The sequence below is a fragment of the Bacillus sp. 05T21 genome (assembly GCF_056396785.1).
In genome coordinates, this window is sequence record NZ_JBFTMD010000034.1 from 18,152 (window position 1) to 36,557 (window position 18,406).

Annotated in this window: 15 protein-coding genes; 13 read left to right on the top strand and 2 right to left on the bottom strand. The window is 32.0% G+C overall.

The window, feature by feature from the left end; translation table 11 throughout:
• The first annotated feature begins 971 nt into the window (after positions 1-971).
• From AC1DKZ_RS29435 to AC1DKZ_RS29445, 3 genes are read left to right on the top strand one after another with little or no spacing between them, the layout of a single operon-like run.
• Positions 972-1,334: a YxeA family protein gene (locus AC1DKZ_RS29435; protein ID WP_476997650.1), complete on the top strand. Its 363-nt coding sequence runs from the start codon at positions 972-974 to the stop codon at positions 1,332-1,334.
• A gap of 27 nt (positions 1,335-1,361) precedes the next feature.
• Complete coding sequence (locus AC1DKZ_RS29440; protein ID WP_476997651.1) at positions 1,362-2,123, top strand: ABC transporter ATP-binding protein; 762 nt, start codon at positions 1,362-1,364, stop codon at positions 2,121-2,123.
• Positions 2,124-2,140: 17 nt separating this feature from the next.
• The gene (locus AC1DKZ_RS29445; RefSeq protein WP_476997652.1) at positions 2,141-3,967 is read left to right on the top strand and encodes an FtsX-like permease family protein; all 1,827 of its coding nucleotides are present in this window, start codon (positions 2,141-2,143) and stop codon (positions 3,965-3,967) included.
• A gap of 581 nt (positions 3,968-4,548) precedes the next feature.
• Here the strand turns inward: AC1DKZ_RS29445 and AC1DKZ_RS29450 are convergent.
• Positions 4,549-5,550 (bottom strand): helix-turn-helix domain-containing protein, encoded by a 1,002-nt coding sequence (locus tag AC1DKZ_RS29450; protein WP_476997653.1) that lies wholly within the window; start codon positions 5,548-5,550, stop codon positions 4,549-4,551.
• A gap of 403 nt (positions 5,551-5,953) precedes the next feature.
• Between AC1DKZ_RS29450 and AC1DKZ_RS29455 the strand changes: the two genes are divergently transcribed.
• The 3 genes from AC1DKZ_RS29455 (at position 5,954) to AC1DKZ_RS29465 (ending at position 8,192) form a co-directional block, all read left to right on the top strand.
• On the top strand, positions 5,954-7,126 hold the full coding sequence (locus AC1DKZ_RS29455) for a tyrosine-type recombinase/integrase (RefSeq protein WP_476997654.1): 1,173 nt from the start codon (positions 5,954-5,956) through the stop codon (positions 7,124-7,126).
• Between the two features lie 220 nt (positions 7,127-7,346).
• A complete protein-coding gene (locus AC1DKZ_RS29460; RefSeq protein WP_476997655.1) occupies positions 7,347-7,643 on the top strand; it encodes a hypothetical protein in 297 nt (98 codons plus the stop codon).
• 330 nt (positions 7,644-7,973) lie between these two features.
• Positions 7,974-8,192 (top strand): alpha/beta-type small acid-soluble spore protein, encoded by a 219-nt coding sequence (locus tag AC1DKZ_RS29465; protein ID WP_002165449.1) that lies wholly within the window; start codon positions 7,974-7,976, stop codon positions 8,190-8,192.
• A 909-nt stretch (positions 8,193-9,101) separates the two neighbouring features.
• Here the strand turns inward: AC1DKZ_RS29465 and AC1DKZ_RS29470 are convergent.
• Entirely contained in the window at positions 9,102-9,245 is a 144-nt protein-coding gene (locus tag AC1DKZ_RS29470) for a hypothetical protein (RefSeq protein WP_000132592.1), read from the bottom strand.
• 480 nt (positions 9,246-9,725) lie between these two features.
• On the opposite strand from AC1DKZ_RS29470, the gene AC1DKZ_RS29475 reads away from it, so the two are divergent.
• The 7 genes from AC1DKZ_RS29475 to AC1DKZ_RS29505 all read left to right on the top strand — a co-directional run.
• Positions 9,726-10,955 (top strand): helix-turn-helix domain-containing protein, encoded by a 1,230-nt coding sequence (locus AC1DKZ_RS29475; protein ID WP_476997656.1) that lies wholly within the window; start codon positions 9,726-9,728, stop codon positions 10,953-10,955.
• 190 nt (positions 10,956-11,145) lie between these two features.
• Positions 11,146-11,544, top strand: coding sequence for an IS200/IS605 family transposase (tnpA, locus tag AC1DKZ_RS29480; RefSeq protein ID WP_476997657.1), 399 nt, complete (start codon positions 11,146-11,148; stop codon positions 11,542-11,544).
• 11 nt (positions 11,545-11,555) lie between these two features.
• Positions 11,556-12,668, top strand: a complete 1,113-nt coding sequence (locus AC1DKZ_RS29485) for an RNA-guided endonuclease TnpB family protein (protein WP_476997658.1) — start codon at positions 11,556-11,558, stop codon at positions 12,666-12,668.
• Between the two features lie 1,288 nt (positions 12,669-13,956).
• Positions 13,957-15,276 carry a hemolytic enterotoxin HBL lytic component L2 gene (gene hblC, locus AC1DKZ_RS29490; RefSeq protein WP_476997659.1) on the top strand — a complete coding sequence of 440 codons (1,320 nt, stop codon included), beginning with the start codon at positions 13,957-13,959 and terminating at the stop codon, positions 15,274-15,276.
• Positions 15,277-15,337: 61 nt separating this feature from the next.
• On the top strand, positions 15,338-16,558 hold the full coding sequence (gene hblD, locus AC1DKZ_RS29495) for a hemolytic enterotoxin HBL lytic component L1 (protein ID WP_476997660.1): 1,221 nt from the start codon (positions 15,338-15,340) through the stop codon (positions 16,556-16,558).
• 36 nt (positions 16,559-16,594) lie between these two features.
• On the top strand, positions 16,595-17,722 hold the full coding sequence (hblA, locus tag AC1DKZ_RS29500) for a hemolysin BL binding component B (protein WP_000591974.1): 1,128 nt from the start codon (positions 16,595-16,597) through the stop codon (positions 17,720-17,722).
• A 325-nt stretch (positions 17,723-18,047) separates the two neighbouring features.
• The coding region (locus AC1DKZ_RS29505) for an HBL/NHE enterotoxin family protein (RefSeq protein ID WP_476997661.1) at positions 18,048-18,406 on the top strand (359 nt) is incomplete at its 3' end.

Sequence of the window (18,406 nt, forward strand, 5' to 3'; positions counted from 1 at the left end):
CGTTACAAATAATGAGATAGTTTGTTTCAACCTTTTTACATTATCTAAAAAAGAACTTGTAGTGTTTTCTACAAGTTCTTTTTGCTTTTCGAATTGAATTTAAACATAACTGGGAGTCTCTACTCGATTTAACTATAACACTATCAAAAGGTACGCCTTTTGAAGTAGTTATATTTCTATAAAAATCAATGTGTCGAAAGGTTCGAGATAACATTTTGAAGGACTTCAAAAATACATAGACCTTTTGAATCATATATGAATTGTTGGGAAAAGTTTTCCTTTAAGATAATGTAATTCCCGTAATCCATTTGAATCATTATATTCACATGAGTGCATTAACAAGAATGATGGTATAAGTCATTAGGGAAGAATGGGAGCATCTTACATAAGATTAAATGGGGTTAGTTCTGTAAATCTATAAAATTTAGGTTTAGAGTTTCTTGTCCTTTGTAGAAAGACATGAATCTCTAAACTAAAATCTCATGAAACAACATTGATAAATAGCCATTATCTTAAATTTTGTTTAGACTTTCATGTCCCGTTACTGAGACATGAAAGTCTAAACTTTTCGAATTTGAGACAAGAAACTCTAAACTACTTAGCCAATAATAATACATGTTTCATAAAATATATTGCTTTTAAAAGTATGCACTATTATAAAAACATATTGAAAATAAATCAGAGTATCCCCTAATCAGTCTGCGTTATAGAGGGTATAACATGCGACATTCATTCCTGGATACAAATTGAATATATTCCTATATTGTAAAAAAGAACTCTTGTTAATAAGGGTTCTTTTTTACAATGTAAATATTTTTCTTAAGAAAAAATTAAGAAGCTTTCTCACATTTTATTAAGAAATTCTATTTATATTTAAACATGTGTTAGAGAGATGTCCGTTCTTATTGAAATCTGAAGGAATGAATAAGTTTACATATAATCGCACGGAAAAAGAAAGGTGGAAAAGAAAGATGAAAAAAACATGGATTGCAATAACAGGATTAGTTGTTGTGGGTGGCGGATTATTAACTTATGCGGGAGGAGACACAATAGATCGATTTAATCCGTTAGTAAAAGAAAAAGATGTGTATGCTCTTCCAAAAGAAGCGGCAAAACCTGATCCTGTACACGATGGTAAGAGATATTTCTACATGTTAAATGGAGTAGATGAATCCGGTAATGAAAGCACCATTAAAGTAGGAGCTGCTGGTAAAGATGAATATATAAATTCTTATTTAAAGGTCCATATAAAAGGGAGATATGTTTATCAATTTGAGGCTGTACAAGAGAATGAAGTTCCTAAAAAAATAAAAGAGAAACTAAAAAATAACTAATAATTATACCGAGCTAAGGAGAATATTATGAACAATTCAGTTGTAAATGTAAAAAGCATTCAAAAAATATACGGTAAAAAAGGGGGGAATCAGTCACATGCTTTAAGAGATGTGTCGTTCTCGATTCAAGAGGGAGAGTTTGTTGGGATCATGGGACCTTCAGGTTCAGGAAAAACAACATTATTAAATGTAATTTCAACATTAGATGCGGCAACTGATGGAATTGTTGAAATTGATGGTATCGATATCACAAAAATGAAACAAGGAGAACTTTCTGACTTCCGTTCTCAAAAATTAGGGTTTATTTTTCAGGATTTTAATTTACTTGAAAATTTATCAGTCTACGAAAATATTGCATTGCCGCTTTCGCTGCAATGTGTTCCGTCAAAACAAATTGGCCCGAAAGTCAAAAGAGTGGCAGAAATGTTAGGGATTTCAGAAATTCTTTCAAAATATCCTTCTGAAGTATCTGGTGGACAAAAACAACGTTCTGCGGCAGCACGTGCACTTGTACATGAACCTGCAATTATTTTAGGGGACGAGCCAACAGGAGCATTAGATTCGAAAAATGCTACCAGTCTTTTAAAAGCAATGAAAAACCTAAATGAAGAACAAGATGTTTCTATTATGATGGTTACGCATGATCCATATAGTGCGAGTTATTGTAAACGTATTTTATTCATTCAAGATGGTGAGTTGTTTAAAGAAATTCACCGCGATGGTACACGTGAAGCATTCTATAAAGACATTTTAGATGTACTTGCAGATTTAGGTACACAAAAAGGATAAGAGAAAGGACAACCATCATGATTTTTAAACTTTCTATGTCAGGACTAAAAAGTAAGCTGAACGATTATATTGTCTTACTAGTTGGCCTTGTTATGTCAATTTCAATTTTTTATATGTTTCAAACATTAGCATTAAATGAAGCATTTGTTAATAATAATGGTCCCATTCGCTCAACTGGTATGATTTTTCAAGTGGGATCATATCTACTTGGGATCATTACATTCTTCTATGTTCTATATGCCAATTCTTTCTTAATGTCCCTCCGCCAAAAAGAATTTGGGATGTACATGATGTTAGGCGCAAAAAAACAAAAGATTACATTTCTTATGTTTGTAGAAACAATTATTATTGGAGCAGTATCTTTAGTAGTTGGAATTACATTAGGAATAGGGCTTTCACAAGGAATTGGTAAACTTCTTATGAAGCAACTAGATTTTACCGCGAGTGGCTATCAAGCTTTTTATGTACCATCGATGTTAGTTACTTGTATGTTCTTCTTGGTATTATTTATGTTATCTGCCATTATGAATAGTGTGAAATTATCACGTATCTCCGTTCTGCAACTTGTACATGCTGACGCTTCAGCGGAACGTACAATGATTAAAGGTAAGTGGACTAGAATCGTTTCATTTCTAGCTATTATTTTATTAGGAAGTGGCTATGCTTCCATGATTTATATGAACAAATTAAAAGAGCAGGGGCCTTTGATTGCAATGCTCACAACTACGGCAGGAACCTATATGTTATTTACTTCTTTCCTTCCTCTTATTATAAAAAAATTGAAAAGTAATAAAAGGTATAGTGAGAAAGGTCTTAATGCTTTTACCTTTGCACAATTAAACTTTCGTATTAATAGTTTATCAAAAGTACTCGCAACTGTAGCTATGCTAGTGGCACTTGGTGCAGGAGCAATTTCAGGTGGAATGGCCTTCAAAAATAACGTAATAAAATCAACAAATAACTTAGAAATATACGATACAGTCATTCATAATCCAACAGCAGATGAAACGAGTATTTTAGATGGTATTTCATTTAAAGAAAAGAATGAATATCACTATAAAGTAGACGATAAATTTATTTACTATTTGAAAGAAGATTTAGAGAAAAAACGTCCTCTTGTGCAAACAAAGGATAAAGGGAAAGTAAAAAGAGTATCTGAAAATCTTCCTGTAGGAGCAACTTCAAAAAAAGATGGGGAGAATGCAGTTATCATTCCCAATGAATGGGGGAGAGCTTTGGTCTCTCTTCAACCAACCTACTTAAATAACATGGGAAAAATAAAAAAAATAGTAGATCAAAAAATGTATGATAAAATCCCAGAACAAGAAAAAACCGTTGTAATTGGAAAAACGGATGACTTTATAAAGTATTTAGATACATGGAAAAAGATTGACGAGCTACAGCTAGTAAAATATAAGGATATCACGGATGAAGATATCTTTAGTAAATATAAGATATATACTAATATTCACGCCGGTGCCAGCGGAACAGTATTTATGGGGTTCTTCTTAGGTATTGCTTTCCTTGCGATGATGGCAAGTTGCTTAATGTTTAAGATTCTTTCCGGTTCATCAAAAGATATTGTACGCTATGAAATGCTTAGTAAAATTGGAGTACGTCATGAATTATTAGCAAAATCCATTTATAAAGAGATATTTTTAGTATTTTTATTCCCAGGGATAATAGGTATGTTTCATGTGTTATTGGGTATGAAGATTTTTGGTTTCATCTTAATTGATCCATATTTCCGTATTTGGTTACCAATCTTGATTTTCCTCGTCATCTATTCAATCTATTACTTTATTACAGTTCAATTATATAAAAGAATTGTTCTTCCGAAATAAAAGCAATAAGAATATATTTGCTAACTATAAATCACTTAATACCGAAGAATTAGTATGAAAAATCTTTTACAAAGACCTAAAACAAATTGTTAATGTTTTGGGTCTTTGTTATTTAAAGGCATTGACTTCATTCTAGTTTAATTAAATGATGAAAATTTTAATTTAGAATTTTATGTCTCAATTACTAACCCAAATTAAAAGTTTAGACTTTCTTGTCCAATTAGTTTGGAGTTTCATGTCTTTGTACAACAACAATAGGAGGGGAGTTTAACTTACACTATTAAACTGTTCGTTAAATTCCTATTTAACGAACTATTGGAAGTCGAAATGCTATCCCTACTAGGGGTAGCATCACATTGCTATTAAGTTAAGGTTTTGAAGTACACCCTAAATGAAAATTTTCATTCTCTATAGTTAGTTATTTTGAGAAGTCAGCTCATTTTTTCAATTTAGAGGTGTTTACTCTTCTTAAGTTGATGGGCATGTTGGTGTTACCTTATAAAGAAAATTAAGTTAAAATTTATAAATCTAAAAAAGCGTAGAAAGGTTAATTTTCTACGCTTCTTATTATTAATAAATATTTACTGTTGTTCTAAATTTCTTATATAAGATTTTACAGCTTTCAATAAGAATTCTTCCTGTCCCATACCAGCATTTGCTGCCATTTGAACTACTTTTTGCTTGAATTCATGATCTGCATGAAAAGTTAATGGCTCTACATTACTTTTAAAGTAAACTCCTTCTACATGTGGAAGGATCGTACCTGATTTCATATGAGAATGTAAGTATTTAATCTCTTCTTGAAACTGTAATGGATCAACTTGTAATACGAAAGGTTTAATTTCTAATTTAATAGTATCAGATGAAATACTCAATCGCATATTTGTGACACCAAGCTCTTTATAAAATAAATTTATTAGATTATAAGTGATGGAATTAAATAGCTGAGGTTTTTTAAATGAAAAAGATAAATACCCTCGTTTCGTAATTACAGCTTGTTTATGGAAAGGCTCCAAGGAATAATCATGTTCCTTATAAGTGGATAGAGGGAAAATTTCTTCGTCCTCTGTAAGAATCTTGCCGTCTGCTCCATTAATCTCTATTACCCTAGCTGTTTTTCCGGTTTGTTGATGTGTTATTAATTGATATAAATATATATCTTCATCTTGTACCTTAGTAATGAATGTTTTTCGCTCTTTTGATGTAGTTTTTTCATAAGTGAGTTGAAAAGTTTCAAGGGCTTCTTTCTCAATGACATATACTTCTTTTCCACGTTTTTCAATCTTTGAAGCGGGTAATTTTCTAGATTTGATATATGTAAAGATAGTAGATGGTGCTACATTAAGAATTTCAGCTGCTTCTTTTGTGCTATAGCCTTCAACCTCTTCAATATTTTTTAAACGTTCAATATCCTCTAAATAGAAAATCTTACTACCGAATTGCTTCCAATTATTTTTATATACACATTCTATTAATCCATCTTTTTCTTTTTGTAAAATTGTTTGTACCGTTACTCCTAATAAGCCGGCTGCCTCTTTTGTCGTTACAGTAGGTTTTGTAATGAACAATAAATCTTGTGTCATGTAAGGACACCTCCATAACCATTGTTTGCTAGTATTTTAGATATGTATATATCATATCAGAATATGAGTTAAATTTAAAATGAGAAATAGAATTTATCAAAGTTATTATACATTTTTATAGTTTAAAAATATTTGTAGTTTATTTTATATTTTAATGGGTTTTTATAGTTAATTTAATTATAAAAGCAACTTTAAAATAAAGTAGTTAATCATTAAACTATATCTATTTACTAATAATTTATAAAAAAATATAAGTATAGGTTAATAAAGAAGAATGTAGGATTCTTACAGAAAGAATATGAGTTATCATTTGTATAATTGATAGAAGTGAAATAAAATGATAAGTATAGTTATTGAATATAATTATATTCATAATCTTCAATAGGAGAGGTGAATTTGAAATATGGATAATAAAAGTGGAAGAGAAAATTTATCTATTATAAATAATCAAAGCAAATATATAGATACGTATTTAGAGAATATAAGAGATATCGTTCCATACCTGCATAACAATCGTTATGTAGATAAAGTGGAAGAGAAGATGGAGGTTGCAGAAAAAGAGGGAAAGAGTAAATATACGTATTTAAGTGACCTGGAAGTCATTTATCATTTCGTACATTTACAAAAAGATATGGATGAGAACAAAAATAGAAAAGAGGATACGAAAAAGAGTTATATATCTGAAATCTTGTCATTTTGTCAGTGCATGGTGCAGCATGCGGAAGAATTCGAATTGAATGGGGAAGAGGTTCAGCAAAATGACTCGTTATTGAAAACATTACAGCCTTGGCATATTCGTAAATATAATACTTGGTTGAAGCAGGTAGAGAACGGTAGAAATGGAGATACGTACGCGGTTGCAACACTTGCGAAGAAAACAGTACTTATTCGTTCTTTTTTAAAACACCTTCATGTATTCGCTTATATTGAAAAGCCTCTTCATGAAGAACTGCAGCGTGCAAATGTAAATGAACAGGATCGGCCAAATCGGGACCTATCCTATGATGAAGTGATGAAAATTTTAGGGTTTTATAAAGAACAAGGTCATTTAGTAAACTATACAATTTTACTAGCTCTGGCAAGTACCGGTGCAAGAATTCAAGAATTGTGCACCGCGAGAGTGAAAGATTTACATTATGACGGAAAGTATTGGTTAAGAGTCAAGGGGAAAGGGGATAAAGTACGTGAACTTTTCATTTCTGAACATTTATTCCAAAGTATATGTGAAATGAGACGGAGAAGAGGACTTAAAACCGTATTGGATCAAGGAGATGAAAGTCCTGTATTTATAAATCAAAGAGGGAACTTTTATAATCCAAAAACGCTATCAAACCAGGTAACAGATATGATAAAAAAAACAGATTTAGAGTTTCTGCAGTATCGCGAAAATCCTGTAACGGCGCATACATTCCGTCATGCCTTTTCCATCATGGCAGTTGAACAAGGAAATGCGGATTTATATCATTTAATGCAAACGCTTGGGCATGAAAATATCCAAACAACAAAAATCTATTTAGAGAAGCATATGAAACGAAAGAATAATGTAGGTACTTCCTTTGCAGATATGTTGCAATAAAAATTAGTATTCTATTACTGGCAGAGGAAGAAACTGTCAAGTAGACACCATACTTATTGGAGAAATTTACCTTGATATTTGATATGCTTAACCCAAGGAATGGTAGTTATGAAAATCGCGAAACGAGTTATCTGCGGAAGGGGTAAGAAATTAACACTTGTTAAATTGATATAGTGAATTGTTGCTATATTATTAATCATAAAGTAGGTGATTTTCGATAATGATTCTTGAAAATGTTAGTACGATAGGCGCACTCGCTTTTCTATTTCTAATGATTTATCTTGCAACAGATCCTAAAGACGTAAGCTTGCTAACAATCCCAGTTTACTTTGGTGGAATGTGGATTACTAACTGGCTTACTGAAAATGGATTTCAGGGTACATATATTTATACGAGTTGGTTAGTAGTCTACGTCATTCTAATGATTTACCTTTTCTTCGCTTCAATTCGTCTAGGCATACGTAACATAAAATATATTAAAGAAAAAATAAAAAAGCGTAGAGCCATAAAAGAATAATGAAAAGAGAAACCGTCCTTACAGACGGCTTTATTGTTATACTGAAATGCAATGTACATTATTTAACGTTTGAGGAGGGTTAATTATAGAGACTCAAAAATCTACACATTAAGAAATGGTCAAGAAAAGTAGAGTCCTGGCGTTTATTTAGAGAAGAAATGAATGTTTTAGGAATTAAGGATTCAGATGTGTTTCAAATTCAATTAGTGGAATATGGGAAAGAGAGAAAGAAAAAGGGTTCCCCTAAAAATACTAGAAGAAACTAGGTTACTCATGCATAAATATCATAATTAGGCACAAGTTATATACAAATATAATGGAGGTGCAATTATGAATATTCAAAGACACGAAAGTAATACAAATGAAATTCTTATTTCTGCTGCTGCAAGTGCTATCGAGCAAATGAAGTATGAAATTGCTCGTGAATTCGGAGTCACACTAGGACCTGATACATCATCACGTGCAAATGGTTCGGTTGGTGGAGAAATTACAAAACGCTTAGTTCGAATGGCTGAAGAACAGTTAACAGGTCAATACAGATTACACTAAGTTAAAGCAGTAAATAAGAAGAATTCATGTGCAAATGGATTCTTCTTCCTTTTATTTACAAAAACTTCAAAAAATAAATTTTGAAGTTGAAAAACAACCTCTCAGATTCTTTTGTAACAACCTTTTCTATCCATATTGATGCCATAGGTATCGATGGGAAATAAATTCGACACGAAAAGTGTAGGGTTGTTTAAAATCGTTTTATTATTATCCGTAATTTTGATTCCATAATACTTAAGAATTATTGCTTTGAGGTCAATGTACTGTGCATCTTAATTATGGATGTTGTTTTTGTTAACTAACAACTATTGTATTTGGAAATTTAATAATAAGTTTATGTGATACGATAATAAAACTAGGTAGTATAAAGACTAATAATACAAAGATGAACAACATATAAAAAAATTATTTATATGTTGTGTCACCGCTGCTATTCCTAATAATTTTGGAATCTATTTATTTCTTCCGCTTTTGCGGAAACTAAAACTAATGTTGCGACCAGTAATATAGTGCCAATTAGATAAAAATAGTTGGACCTATATCGTCAGTATTTTTAATATTCCATTCGCTTTTTGTGTTTTCTATTTTTATTTTTGTACTGATGATAAGACCTTTCCCTCAATTAGATCTTTAAATAACGTAGACCTATTTGGTGCTTGAATTTCTTCCAACGTGAATTTTTCGAAGCATAGTGGTTCAGAAATAGCTTTATCATTTTCATCTGCTGTTAAATTTTCATCTGCTGTTAAATTTTCGACTTCTTTATTATCTTTGTCAAAAATTTGGAATACAGCAATTTATCAGTTTTATATTCGAATTTGCAGCATCCACTTTTTTAATCTCAGTTTGTCCAAGTGATTGAATTTTTGGCTGTTAGTTCTTACGGTGATACAGTATCTCCTTGGACTTTCACTGTATTTTTAATCTTTTTTCCAGCTTGTCCCTCGCATGGAGTACCATTGTATGCCACTCTGTATGTGTCACATCCCAAAATTCTTCGTTTTCTTTTCCTACATTAAATTTACTTTTGTCTGTATCGAATGTATCTGTCACTGTTTAGCCTACTATTTGTAATGTACCTGGGGCATATTCTAGTTCGGCTGGCAATGTATCCGCAAAGGCTAGATTTTTCGCAGGATTAGCAAGAAGCTATTACTTACTAGAGTTGTATACTCCAATCATCCCTTGTTTCTGTATTTTGTAGGTTCTTCACTGTTTTCTCAAGTTCTATGATTAGATCTTGGAGAATTAAGAAACGACCTCAGCTCATTTCATTGTCGTTTAGAAAATTATAAGAAAAGAATCTATTTCTTTCACACTTGTCCTAACTACTCCGATATTTAGATGCTACTTACAAATAAATAATATATGATTTTCATAAAAAAAATATAGTAATATTTTGTCGTGAATTGTACTAATTTGATATTTTATAGTAATATTTTGTCGTGAGTTACACCTGACGGAAAATAATTTATGAACCTATACAGGAACGATGTAAAAATTTATCAGTAATCTAATTAAGAGGAGAAGGTAATGAATAATTCTATCGATATACAACACTTGTGTGATCTCGCACATAAAGCCTTTAATGTACCTGTTCACATTTTATCCACAGATAAAAAAATCTTATATCATTCTAATTCTGAGGATATTTGTAGTCCTTTTTATTCTTCTAAAGAAGAACATCTTAGTGACATTTATCAAGAAAATGATCCCTATAATTTGCCACTTTTCAGATGTAACAGTTATCTTGAAAATTTCATCCTAATTCATATAGAAAATCATGATTATATAAAAGGGACTATAATAATTGGCCCCACTATATATCCAAAGGGATCGGATGATGTAACCTTTAAACTTCGAAAAGAATTTAACTCAAATAATAATATTCAAGAAAGACTAACCTATTTTCAATCCCTACCTGAGGTTAAAAAAACTTCTTTAATTGATATGGGAATTTTATTGCATTACATGATTTTCAATGAAAAGTTAGATGTTGATATTGTTGTAGAAAAAAATAAAGTGTTAGAGGAAGTTCCCTATAAAATTGTGAAACCTGATCTATATATTTTAAAACGTCAACAAAATAAACCAAAAACTCACAACATGGCATTAGTACATAATTATTTTTCAGCAATCAAAGAGGGAAATAAAAAGAAGTTGTTGCAATATATGTATGCAGTTTCGCAGGAAGATACTGAATTAATTTTAACAGCGGATCCACTCAGAAACCAAAAAAACCATGGGATTATTGCGATTACTTTAGCTACTCGATATGCGATAGAAGGTAATCTCCCACCAGACATTGCTTTTGCTCTTAGTATTTTGTATATCCAAACCATGGAACAACTAGAGAACGTGGACTCTGTAAGGCGATTGTCAGGAGATGCTTTACGTACTTTTGCAGATCGAGTGAAAGAATTCAATGCGCAAAAATTTTCAAATGCGGTTACTACATGTATGAACCAAATTAGTAAAAATGTTTACGATGGAATATCTCTCAATGAACTCGCAAATCATTTGGATATTACGCCTACTTATTTATCTAAATTATTTAAAAAAGAAGTGGGAATTCCTTTAAGTGAATTTATTCAAAGGGAACGAGTGGAAGAAGCAAAAAAATTATTAACACTTACTACATATCCACTATCAGATATTTGTGCTTGGCTTAATTTTAACGACCAAAGTTATTTTACAAGGGTTTTCAAAAAATCAACTAACATGACACCTAGACAGTATCGTGAAAAATATACCGTAATATAAGCTTAGTATCAGTTTCTTGTGAAAAAACTTTAACGAACTTACCGAAAGAATTCTCCTTCCTCTAGCGTGTGAAGGGCGTAGTCCAACGGTAGGTGGGAGATGAATTTCGGTTTGGCGTAGCCAAAAGGTTTTGCTTTTTATTTTGCCTCTGATATAATCAGTCTTATAAATTATAAAGGTTGGTATATCAATGAAATTAGATAGTAATAACCATTCAGTGTTCTTGTTGTATTATCACCTTGTGTTGGTCGTGAAATACAGAAGAAATGTGTTTGATGGTGATATGTCAGACTATGCAAAAGATATGTTTGTTCGACTATCTGAAAACTATAACATCACATTAGTTGAGTGGAATCATGATGTAGACCATGTTCATATTTTGTTCAAGGCACACCCTAATACAGAAATGACAAAATTCATCAATGCTTATAAAAGTGCAAGCTCTCGACTAATCAAGAGAGACTTTCCACAAGTAAGAAAGACACTTTGGAAAGAGATGTTTTGGTCAAGAAGTTTTTGCTTACTAACTACTGGTGGTTCACCAATAGACGCAGTAAAAAAATATATTGAAAATCAAGGTGAAAAGTGAGGTGAAATGATATGACAAAGCATAATAGAGCATATAAATTTCGTTTGTATCCAACAGAAGACCAAGCGCATCTTATGCGTAAAACCTTCGGTTGTGTACGTTTCGTGTATAACAGAATGTTAGCTGAACAGAAAGAATTGTACGAAAAATACAAAGATGATAAGGAACAACTAAAGAAACAAAAGCTTCCCACTCCTGCAAAATACAAAACAGAATTTGAGTGGTTAAAAGAAGTTGATTCATTAGCTTTGGCAAATGCTCAACTAAACTTGCAAACTGCCTATAAAAATTTCTTTTGTGGTCAAAATGACTTCCCAACATTCAAAAGCAAAAAAGACAGAAAGTCTTATACAACGAATGTAGTGAACGGAAATATTATGTTGCTTAATAGTCATATCAAATTGCCAAAACTGAAAATGGTACGTATCAAACAGCATAGAGAAATACCACAAGACCATATAATCAAGTCATGTACGATTTCTATGACACCTACTGGTAAATACTATGTGTCCATCTTGACTGAATACGAAAAAGAGATTGTACAAAAAGAAGTAGAAACAGTTGTTGGATTAGACTTTGCGATGGATCGATTATACGTCAGTTCTGAGGATGAGAGAGCCAATTATCCTAAGTTCTATCGTGAAATGTTAGACCGATTAGCAAAGGCCCAACGAGTATTATCAAGACGCACAAAAGGTTCAGGGCGTTGGAATAAGCAACGTATTCGGATAGCTAAGTTGCATGAAAAAGTAGCAAACCAACGTAAGAACTTCCTTCATCATAAGTCAAAAGAATTAGTCGATAACTTTGATGTTATAGCTATTGAAGACCTAAACATGAAAGGAATGTCGCAAGCACTTCATTTTGGGAAAAGTGTCACTGACAATGGTTGGGGTATGTTCACTTCTTTTTTAGCTTATAAACTACATGAACAAGGCAAACAACTTGTGAAAATAGACAAATGGTTTCCTTCCACAAAAACATGTAGCAGTTGTGGAAATGTGAAAAATATGTCATTGTCTGAGCGAATATATACTTGTATATGCGGTGCAAATCTCGATAGAGATTATAACGCAGCTATCAATATCAAAAATGAAGGAATACGCCTATTAGCGTTAGCATAGATAGCAATAAAATAACCCTTGGAACAAGGGAGTTAGCTCGGCTGTCTTAGGACGAATTCGTTAGCTATCAAAAGTAACGACTAACCGAGAAGCCCCCACTTCAAACAGTCCATTAGGACGTTAAGTGGCGGGTAGTTCACAGAGTACACTATCCATTATTTTTCTAAGGAGACAAAAAAACAGAAGGCTGCAAAGGTTCTTTTCGAGAAAGCTTTGCGGCTTTTTTTATATTTTAAAACCCATAGTTATAACGAGGAATAAGTTTATAGATTAATATCTTCATGTTAAGTATTTAATAATGGTGATATTAGGGACTATTACATAAAGTTTAACAATATAACATATATCACTTGATATATCTATAGTATATGCAATAATACATAACCAAATAAAGGTAAAAAAGTATAAAAAAACCTATTAAATTATTCTATAAGTATTTTTTAAAAAATAAAATGGCTTGGTTGAGCTAAAATAGTTATTTATTAACCGTATACACTTTAATTTGTAATCATTACAATTACAGAGCTGCAATTCCTAATTAATTATATCGGTATAATTTTTTAGGCTCGTATTTTTACTTAATAGTTAAATTATCGAGCTCAATCGACAAAATTTTGCTATTTACGCATTGGAAATTTAATGTTTTAATGAACAACATAACTGGTATGACCACATAGAAGGGAGAAGAGCAAGCTAATAGAGGTTATTAAATTTGCAAGTAACATTATGTTGCGAATAATTTTCTTAATAATCAGTTTATTTTTTAAGGTATTTAGAATCTCAAAAGTAGTATTTTTGTAAAAATGGGTTTTAAGTTTCTTCATAGCAAAAGTGAATTTATTCCGCAATAAAAGTATAAGCAATGTACAGTATAATTTCATCTTTTGTAGTCTTGTAAGGCTATTGCTGACAAAACTAAAAACCATATTATGAAATTGATATTAAAAAAAAGGTCATGATAGGATTAACTCTAGAAGCAATGGTTTATCTATCTTCACGGATCTGTAAGTTAAACAGCAGCTCTAAGGGGGAAATAATATTTTACTACTCATTGGGCAGCTAATTCAAATATAGCTGATGAATTTTTATCGTTTACTATTTGAAAAATAGAGTATCTAGATGAGAGGGAAGTAAAATCCTTAGATCCTCTTAGAAGTAAATAATAACGATAACACCCTATCCGAAAGACTTCCCATTCCCCATGCGTGTGCAAGGAGAGAGCCTAGCGCTAGGGCGTACAAGTTATATGAATCAAGTTATAAAAAACAATGGTAAAGGAGTGTACGGAATGAAAAATAAAATAATGACAGGATTTTTAATAACATCCATTGTAACTGGAGCAACTCTTCCTATCAATACTCTCGCAGCACCAATCGTTCAAGCAGAAACTCAACAGGAAAGCATGGATATTTCTTCATCATTACGAAAATTAGGTGCGCAATCTAAATTAATCCAAACGTATATTGATCAATCTTTAATGAGTCCTAATGTACAGCTAGAGGAAGTCCCAGCTTTAAATACCAATCAATTCCTAATCAAACAAGATATGAAAGAATGGTCATCGGAACTCTATCCACAGTTAATTCTATTAAATTCAAAAAGTAAAGGATTTGTAACGAAATTTAATAGCTATTACCCGACATTAAAAGCGTATGTAGACAATAAAGAAGATAGAGAAGGGTTTTCGGATAGACTTGAAGTTCTTCAAGAAATGGCTATGACGAATCAAGAAAATGCGCAACGACAAATTAATGAATTAACAGATCTTAAATTACAGCTTGATAAAAAATTAAAAGATTTCGATACTAATGTGGCAACTGCGCAAGGCATATTAGGTACAGATGGAACAGGAAAAATAGATCAGTTAAAAAATGAAATATTAAATACCAAAAAAGCAATTCAAAATGATTTACAACAAATTGCATTAATACCAGGAGCTTTAAATGAGCAGGGATTTGCTATATTCAAAGAAGTTTATAGTCTTTCAAAAGAAATTATTGAACCGGCTGCTCAAGCAGGGATGGCAGCGTATAACAAAGGAAAAGAAATTAACAACTCTATTCTAGAAGCGGAGAAAAAAGCGGCGCAAGAAGCGACAGAACAAGGTAAAACTGCTCTAGAGATTGAATCGGCCAAAAAAGCAGCTCGTGAAGCAATTGAGAAAAGCAAACAAGGAGAAATAGCTGCAGCTGCAGCCGCAAAAACGCAAGAATATGACCTGATGAAAGCCATTGATACTGAAAAGATTAAGAAAACATTTGGTGTCTTCGCAGAAGTAAATAAACTAACAGCAGAGCAGCGAGCATATTTAGATGACTTAGAGAAACAAAACCAAAAAATATATGATTTAACAACGAAACTATCAATAGCAGATTTACAAAAATCAATGCTTCTTCTTTCACAAAATGATTTGCATACGTTTGCAAATCAAGTAGATGTAGAACTTGACCTACTAAAGCGCTATAAAGAAGATTTGGATCTAATAAAAAATAACATTACAAAATTATCTACTAATGTTGATGCAACTAACGAGCAGTCTCAAAAAGATACATTAAGACAATTAAAAAATGTAATAAGTTACCTTGAAGAACAGGTATATAAATTTTGATATTACGTTTTTGAAAAAACTATAAAGATTATAAGAATCTAGCGAAAGAAGGAGAATAGTTATGAAAAAATTCCCATTCAAAGTGCTAACTTTAGCCACTCTGGCAACGGTTATAACTGCTACTACTGGTAACACTATTCATGCATTTGCACAAGAAACGACCGCTCAAGAACAAAAAGTAGGCAATTATGCTTTAGGTCCTGAGGGACTGAAGAAAGCATTGGCTGAAACAGGGTCTCATATTCTTGTAATGGATTTGTACGCAAAAACAATGATTAAGCAACCGAATGTAAATTTATCTAATATCGATTTAGGATCAGAAGGAGGGGAGTTGCTCAAAAATATTCACCTTAATCAAGAACTGTCACGAATCAATGCGAATTATTGGTTAGATAAAGCGAAGCCACAGATTCAAAAAACAGCTCGTAATATTGTAAATTACGATGAACAATTTCAAAATTATTACGACACTTTAGTAGATACTGTACAAAAGAAAGATAAGGCAGGTCTAAAAGAGGGCATAAATGATTTAATTACTACAATTAATACAAATTCAAAAGAGGTTACAGATGTAATTAAGATGCTACAAGACTTCAAAGGGAAACTATATCAAAATTCTACAGATTTTAAAAATAATGTTGGTGGTCCAGATGGGAAAGGTGGATTAACTGCAATATTAGCAGGTCAACAAGCAACGATTCCACAACTTCAAGCTGAAATTGAGCAACTTCGTTCTACTCAGAAAAAACATTTTGATGATGTATTAGCATGGTCAATTGGTGGTGGATTGGGAGCAGCTATTTTAGTTATTGCAGCTATTGGAGGAGCAGTTGTAATTGTTGTAACTGGTGGTACAGCAACACCAGCTGTTGTTGGTGGACTTTCAGCTCTTGGAGCAGCTGGTATCGGTCTAGGAACTGCGGCGGGTGTCACGGCATCTAAGCATATGGACTCCTATAACGAAATTTCTAACAAAATCGGAGAATTAAGTATGAAAGCAGATAGTGCTAATCAAGCAGTTCTTTCGCTTACTAACGCGAAAGAAACATTGGCATATCTATATCAGACTGTAGATCAAGCGATATTGTCTCTAACAAATATTCAAAAGCAATGGAATACAATGGGCGCAAATTATACAGATTTACTGGATAATATCGATTCTATGCAAGACCACAAATTCTCTTTAATACCGGATGATTTAAAAGCTGCTAAAGAAAGTTGGAATGATATTCATAAAGATGCAGAATTCATTTCAAAAGATATTGCTTTTAAACAGGAATAGAACTGAAAATTAAAACCTAAATTGGAGGAAAATAAAATGATAAAAAAAATCCCTTACAAATTACTCGCTGTATCGACGTTATTAACTATTACAACCGCTAATGTAGTTTCACCAGTAACAACTTTTGCAAGTGAAATTGAACAAACGAACAATGGAGATACGGCTCTTTCTGCAAATGAAGCGAGAATGAAAGAGACCTTGCAAAAGGCCGGTTTATTTGCAAAATCTATGAATGCCTATTCTTATATGTTAATTAAAAATCCAGATGTGAACTTTGAAGGAATTACTATTAATGGATATGTGGATTTACCTGGTAGAATTGTACAAGATCAAAAGAATGCAAGAGCACATGCTGTTACTTGGGATACAAAAGTAAAAAAACAGCTTTTAGATACATTGACTGGTATTGTTGAATATGATACAACATTTGACAATTATTATGAAACAATGGTAGAAGCGATTAATACAGGGGATGGAGAAACTTTAAAAGAAGGGATTACAGATTTACGAGGTGAAATTCAACAAAATCAAAAGGTTGCACAACAACTAATAGAAGAATTAACTAAATTAAGAGACTCTATTGGACAAGATGTTAGAGCATTTGGAAGCAATAAAGATCTCTTGCAGTCGATTTTAAAAAACCAAGGTGCAGATGTTGAAGCCGATCAAAAGCGTCTAGAAGAAGTATTAGGATCAGTAAACTATTATAAACAATTAGAATCTGATGGGTTTAATGTAATGAAGGGTGCTATTTTGGGTCTACCAATAATTGGCGGTATTATAGTGGGAGTAGCAAGAGATAATTTAGGTAAGTTAGAGCCTTTATTAGCAGAATTACGTCAGACCGTGGATTATAAAGTAACATTAAATCGCGTAGTTGGAGTTGCTTATAGTAATATTAATGAAATGCACAAGGCACTTGATGATGCTATTAACGCTCTTACTTATATGTCCACGCAGTGGCATGATTTAGATTCCCAATATTCGGGCGTTCTAGGGCATATTGAGAATGCAGCTCAAAAAGCGGATCAAAATAAATTTAAATTCTTAAAACCTAATTTAAATGCAGCGAAAGACAGTTGGAAAACATTAAGAACAGATGCTGTTACATTAAAAGAAGGGATAAAGGAATTAAAAGTGGAAACTGTTACTCCACAAAAATAGGGAAATATTAATTCTGTTGCAAAGTGAACCATAACATAGAGAGTCTATGATTACACTGTTAAACAGTAAAGCAATAATTAATAAATCCTTATATATTAAAAAGGCGGAGTCTCATTAAAGACTTCGCCTTTCACTTATATATAAGTTTTATCCAAATAAAAAGATAGCCATGTAGTTTACTTGTTTTTTAAAATTTGTAACAGAATCGATTAATAGGGGACAGGTTATATAGATTTGCTTAATAATATCGAATCTATGCAACTACATCGTCTTTTAATAAGAATAGGACTTGAAATCATATTCTATACAGGAGGAATAAGAAAAGATGAAAAAAAAACCTTATAAAATACTGGCTGTATCAGCATTTTTAATTATGACAACTACCTATGCAGTCACACCAGTAGCAACCTTTGCAATTGAAACTGAACAAACGAACACTGGAGATATGTCTCTTTCAGCAAATGAAGAAAAGATGAAAAAAACTGTACAAGATGCTGGGTTATTTGTAAAATCTATGAATGAATATTCTTATTTGTTAATTAATAATCCGGATGTGAGTTTTGAAGGAATTACTATTAATGGGTATGCAGATTTACCTAGTAAAATTGTACAAGATCAAAAGAATGCAAGAGCACATGCAGTTTCATGGAATACGAAAGTAAAAAAACAGCTTTTAGATACATT

Coding starts and splice junctions, on each gene's coding strand:
- AC1DKZ_RS29435 (WP_476997650.1), top strand. CDS start 972: ATGAAAAAAACATGGATTGCAATAACAGGATTAGTTGTTGTGGGTGGC.
- AC1DKZ_RS29440 (WP_476997651.1), top strand. CDS start 1,362: ATGAACAATTCAGTTGTAAATGTAAAAAGCATTCAAAAAATATACGGT.
- AC1DKZ_RS29445 (WP_476997652.1), top strand. CDS start 2,141: ATGATTTTTAAACTTTCTATGTCAGGACTAAAAAGTAAGCTGAACGAT.
- AC1DKZ_RS29450 (WP_476997653.1), bottom strand. CDS start 5,550: ATGACACAAGATTTATTGTTCATTACAAAACCTACTGTAACGACAAAA.
- AC1DKZ_RS29455 (WP_476997654.1), top strand. CDS start 5,954: ATGGATAATAAAAGTGGAAGAGAAAATTTATCTATTATAAATAATCAA.
- AC1DKZ_RS29460 (WP_476997655.1), top strand. CDS start 7,347: ATGATTCTTGAAAATGTTAGTACGATAGGCGCACTCGCTTTTCTATTT.
- AC1DKZ_RS29465 (WP_002165449.1), top strand. CDS start 7,974: ATGAATATTCAAAGACACGAAAGTAATACAAATGAAATTCTTATTTCT.
- AC1DKZ_RS29475 (WP_476997656.1), top strand. CDS start 9,726: ATGAATAATTCTATCGATATACAACACTTGTGTGATCTCGCACATAAA.
- tnpA (WP_476997657.1), top strand. CDS start 11,146: ATGAAATTAGATAGTAATAACCATTCAGTGTTCTTGTTGTATTATCAC.
- AC1DKZ_RS29485 (WP_476997658.1), top strand. CDS start 11,556: ATGACAAAGCATAATAGAGCATATAAATTTCGTTTGTATCCAACAGAA.
- hblC (WP_476997659.1), top strand. CDS start 13,957: ATGAAAAATAAAATAATGACAGGATTTTTAATAACATCCATTGTAACT.
- hblD (WP_476997660.1), top strand. CDS start 15,338: ATGAAAAAATTCCCATTCAAAGTGCTAACTTTAGCCACTCTGGCAACG.
- hblA (WP_000591974.1), top strand. CDS start 16,595: ATGATAAAAAAAATCCCTTACAAATTACTCGCTGTATCGACGTTATTA.